This is a genomic window from Paraburkholderia bryophila, from assembly GCF_003269035.1.
Taxonomy (GTDB): Bacteria; Pseudomonadota; Gammaproteobacteria; order Burkholderiales; family Burkholderiaceae; genus Paraburkholderia; species Paraburkholderia bryophila.
In genome coordinates this window covers 1-4,589 of sequence record NZ_QLTK01000065.1, presented here as the reverse complement: position 1 = coordinate 4,589, position 4,589 = coordinate 1, and the positions used below count along the sequence as shown (strand labels likewise).

Below are 4,589 nucleotides of genomic sequence, written 5' to 3'. Positions count from 1 at the left end.
CGATGTAGTCATCGACGCATTCGGGAAGTAGTACGACCTGCTTGCGGTCATCGCCTTCAACGAATCGCTTCATGAGTCACCCGGTCTCAATGAGTCGATTCAGTTTAGGCGATGAGTGCGTTTTCACACAGGCTCGGCCGCGTACTGCCATATGCGATGGGCATATTTTGTCCCTGAGCAGCCACTCACTGATTACGTTCGGTGACGTCACACAGGTTCTACGCTGCGGATTGCAATTGGCGAGTAGATACTATCAGCCCCGCTGCCGCCGACTTTGGCTCCCCTCACAAAGCCCTGATGTCGTTTGCCGCTGGGGCTCATAGAGATTTGCCAATTGCCGTAAAGCTCCATCAATTGAAGATCGGGTGTACCTTGGATCCGTTAGTCCGCATCACTGCCCAAGGCGTGCAGCGGCAAGAACCTCCCGCTTTGTCTCAAGAATATGCTGTTCCAGCAAGCTCACTACTTCGTTAACAGCACGCCGCTTGCACGCGTCGACGATCTGATAGTGGTCCCTTTGCACATCTTCCTTTTGCGTATCCAGCGACATCCTCAGATGCGGATAGCGATTGGTCGTGCTCAGGCAATACTCCTCGATCATCTTCTTGAGCCGCTCGTTGTTCGAGGGCGCGCACAGCGCCAGATGGAACTGCCGGTTGCACTCGGCCCACTCAGGAAGCGTTGTGGCGACGTCGTATGAAGCGAGGATACGCTTCATCAACTCGATGTCGGCCACCACCATGTTCGGTACGGCGAGCTTTGCTGCATAGCTTTCAAGCGCGGCGCGAATGTCGAGCAACTCGCAAATCTCGCTCGTTGACATCGCGATCACGACCGCTCCGCGGTTGAGCTGATAGCTCACCAATCCTTCCGCTTCGAGTTGCCGTAATGCCTCACGCACTGGAATCCGGCTCGCGCCAAAACGCTCCGCCAGATTTTCCTGGCGCAGCTGTGTGCCCGGCGGGAGCGTGCCCCGCAGGATTTCATCGCGCAGTTGGTCCCGAATGGATTGCGGCAGCGAACGCTGATCTGCCTTGGCCTGCACTGTCGTCATGAGCAAAAGCCGGTCGTACGCCGACCGACGGAAAAAGTTGTCGTCAAAATTATAGCCTGTTAGGATTGGATCCAATCGACATGTAACTGGATAATTTTGTTGTCGACTTGAATCCTATATGCCGTCAGTCAGAGGTTTGCATAGTCATGCTCGAAGCACCCAGAAACGAACCAATCTTAGCGTATCAGCCGGGCTCGCCAGAACGGGCGGAGCTTGTCCGCGCACTCGAACAGCAATCTGCCGATGTGGTGCAAATCCCCGTCGTGGCAGGCCGCAAGCGACTAACGGGCGGCGACACACTACCAGTGGCATGTCCGCATGACCACGCTCAAACGCTTGCCCAAGTGCATCAGGCGAGTAGCAGCGATGTGAGCGCCGCGATCCAGGCCGCCATCGAGGCGCAGCGCGACTGGTCGCAATGGTCTTTCGAGGATCGCGCGGCAGTATTTCTCAAAGCGGCCGACCTGCTGGCTGGGCCGTGGCGTCAAAAACTGAACGCTGCGACCATGCTTGGCCAAAGCAAGACGGCCTATCAGGCGGAAATCGACTCGGCCTGCGAACTGATCGATTTTCTGCGCTGGAATGTCGCGTTTGCGCGAGATTTGCAGCGGAGCCAGCCGGTCTCGGCGCCCGGTATGCGCAATGCACTTGAGTACCGACCTCTGGAAGGCTTCGTCTATGCGGTGACGCCGTTCAACTTCACGGCAATCGGCGGCAATCTAGCTTGCGCGCCGGCACTGATGGGCAACAGCGTGCTGTGGAAACCCGCGGCAACGGCAGCGCTGAGCAACTACTTCGTGTTCGAACTGCTGGAAGCCGCTGGTTTGCCACCTGGCGTGATCAATTTCGTGCCCGGCGGGGCGCAAACAGTGTCTTCCGTCGCGCTCGGATCGGACGCGTTCGCTGGACTGCATTTCACCGGCTCGACGGCCGTGTTCGATTCGCTATGGCGCGAGACAGCCGCGCGTCTGCCGACGTATCGCAGCTATCCGCGCCTCGTCGGAGAAACCGGCGGCAAAGATTTCGTGCTCGCGCATCCGTCAGCGGATGTGGTGGCGCTTAGCGCTGCGCTGCTGCGCGGCGCGTTCGAGTATCAAGGCCAGAAGTGCAGTGCCGCTTCACGCGCATACGTGCCGGTCTCGCTCTGGCCGGCCGTCAAGGCGCGCCTTGCCGACGATCTGGCTACCGTCCGCATGGGCGATGTACAGGACCTCGGCAATTTCATGGGCGCAGTCATCGATCGCAAAGCCTACGACCGGGTCACTGGTTACATCGAGCAGGCACGGCAAGCGGGTGGCGTGTCGATCGTCGCGGGTGGCGGCGCCGACGACCGCACCGGCTTCTTCATCCAGCCGACCGTGATCGAAGTCGACGATCCGCAGTTCGTCACGATGCGTGAAGAGATCTTCGGACCGGTACTCTCGGTCTACGTCTACCCCGACGCGCAATGGGCAGATGTCCTGAAGCTGGTCGATTCGACTTCACCGTATGCACTGACCGGCGCCGTGTTCGCGCAGGAACGCAGCGCCATTGTGGAAGCGAGCGCGGCACTGCGGTTTTCGGCCGGCAACTTCTACATCAACGACAAGCCGACGGGCGCGGTAGTCGGGCAGCAGCCGTTCGGCGGCGCACGCCGCAGCGGCACCAACGACAAAGCGGGCTCTGCGCTGAATCTGCTGCGCTGGGTTTCGCCGCGCACGATCAAGGAAACCTACGTGCCGGCTAATCAATACGCTTACCCGCATATGAGCTGAGCGCCGGCATCACGCAACCCGGCAGCTTGCAAGAAAGCGCGGTCGCCGACGGGCCGCGAGCAAGGTGCAATCAGAAGTGTCTGCAACAGCGGGACGGACGCAGCGTGGGAGGCACGCGGCGGGTGCCGTCTCGCGCCATTCCACAAGAAAGAGGAGCATCAGAAGATGAGCATGGGTACGAAACAGATCGCGTTGGCCGCTACCGCTGCGGCACTCGGCTTGAGCGGCGCAACCGCATTGGCACAGCAGGCGCAGGACGTGAAGATCGGCTTCGCCGCGCCGCTGACTGGCGGCCAGGCCCATTACGGCGCGGACTTCCGCAGTGGCGTGACGCTGGCAATCGAAGACTTCAACGCCACCAAGCCGGTCATCGGCGGCAAGCCCGTGCACTTCGTGCTCGACGCGGCCGACGACCAGGCCGATCCGCGTACCGGCACGACCGTTGCGCAGAAGCTCGTCGACGACGGCGTGGCCGCGGTAATCGGCCACTTCAACTCGGGCACCAGTATTCCGGCGGCGCCGATCTACGCGAAGGCGGGCATCCCCGAACTGGCGACTGCCACCGCGCCGGCCTACACGGCGCAGGGCCTCGCAACCACGTTCCGTCTCGTCACCTCCGATTCGCAACAAGGCGGCGTGCTCGGCGAATACGTAGTGAAGGACCTGAAGTTCAGGCGCTTCGCCATCGTCGACGACCGCACCGCGTACGGCCAGGGCGTGGCCGAAGAGTTTGCGAAGGCGGTCAAGGCGGCGGGCGGAACGATCGTCGCGCAGGAGTTCACGAACGACAAAGCCGTCGACTTCCGGGCGATCCTCACGCACATCAAACAGTCGGATGCGGACGCAATCTTCTACGGCGGAGCGGACACGCAAGCGGCACCGTTTCTCAAGCAGATGCGCACGCTGGCGGTCAAGGGTACGCTGATCGGACCGGACATGATCCACTCCGACGAGTTGCTGAAGATTGCGGGTCCTGCTGCGGAAGGTGCGTTGGCTTCGTCGGGTGGCAGCCCGCTCGACAAGATGCCGGGCGGAAAATCGTACGTGGAGCGCTACAAGAAGCGCTTCGGCAACGAAGTCGAACTGTATTCGCCGTACGCCTACGACGGCACGATGGCTGTGCTTAATGCCATGAAAAACGCCGACTCGGTCGACCCGCACAAGTATCTGCCGGTGTTGAAGGCGACGCAGATGAAAGGCGTGACGACCAATGAGCTTGCCTATGATGATCGAGGCGATCTGAAATACGGCGGCGTGACGGTGTACAAGGTTACGAATGGCAAGTGGACGGCGCTGCAAACCGTCGGCACGAAGTAATTCAAGTCTAGCTGGTCCAGTCCAGGTGGGCCTGGTCCCAGGCCACGGCGCGGGCGAGCGATTGCGACTCCTCTTTCAATTGTTGCGCGCCGATTTCGCGAGTCTCATGGTTGCACATGAGACTCGTTTTTTTATCGTGGCGATGCAGTAGCGCCTACGTATCTGCCGCCTCTTACGATCGGCTGATAGACAGCTTCGGTCTAACTTCAACACGCGCAAGTGGCACGCGAACGGCTCCTATGTCATACAAACCCGACACCCGGTTGTCGCTTTGCGTACTTCGGCGGATGACCGCTCCTAGCCGCACTGCGTCCGACGACCGAGCGCGGCGATCGCCTCGGCCGCACGCCTTATGAAAAAGGCATATCCCGACCCTTCTCCGACATACCGTTATGCGGGCGGAATGGCCGCTAACCGTAGTTGAACCGTCAGATCGCGCCGGTGTACATCAAAGATCGCGGAGA

General features: G+C 60.5%; 3 protein-coding genes. 2 read left to right on the top strand and 1 reads right to left on the bottom strand.

Annotation, left to right across the window (positions count from 1 at the left end; translation table 11 throughout):
* Positions 1 to 391 precede the first annotated feature (391 nt).
* Positions 392 to 1,054: a GntR family transcriptional regulator gene (locus BX591_RS35650; RefSeq protein WP_111935986.1), complete on the bottom strand. Its 663-nt coding sequence runs from the start codon at positions 1,052 to 1,054 to the stop codon at positions 392 to 394.
* Positions 1,055 to 1,200: 146 nt separating this feature from the next.
* On the opposite strand from BX591_RS35650, the gene pruA reads away from it, so the two are divergent.
* Both pruA and BX591_RS35640 read left to right on the top strand, forming a co-directional pair.
* Positions 1,201 to 2,808: an L-glutamate gamma-semialdehyde dehydrogenase gene (pruA, locus tag BX591_RS35645; protein WP_111935985.1), complete on the top strand. Its 1,608-nt coding sequence runs from the start codon at positions 1,201 to 1,203 to the stop codon at positions 2,806 to 2,808.
* A gap of 165 nt (positions 2,809 to 2,973) precedes the next feature.
* Positions 2,974 to 4,125 (top strand): branched-chain amino acid ABC transporter substrate-binding protein, encoded by a 1,152-nt coding sequence (locus BX591_RS35640; RefSeq protein WP_420849461.1) that lies wholly within the window; start codon positions 2,974 to 2,976, stop codon positions 4,123 to 4,125.
* Positions 4,126 to 4,589 lie beyond the last annotated feature (464 nt).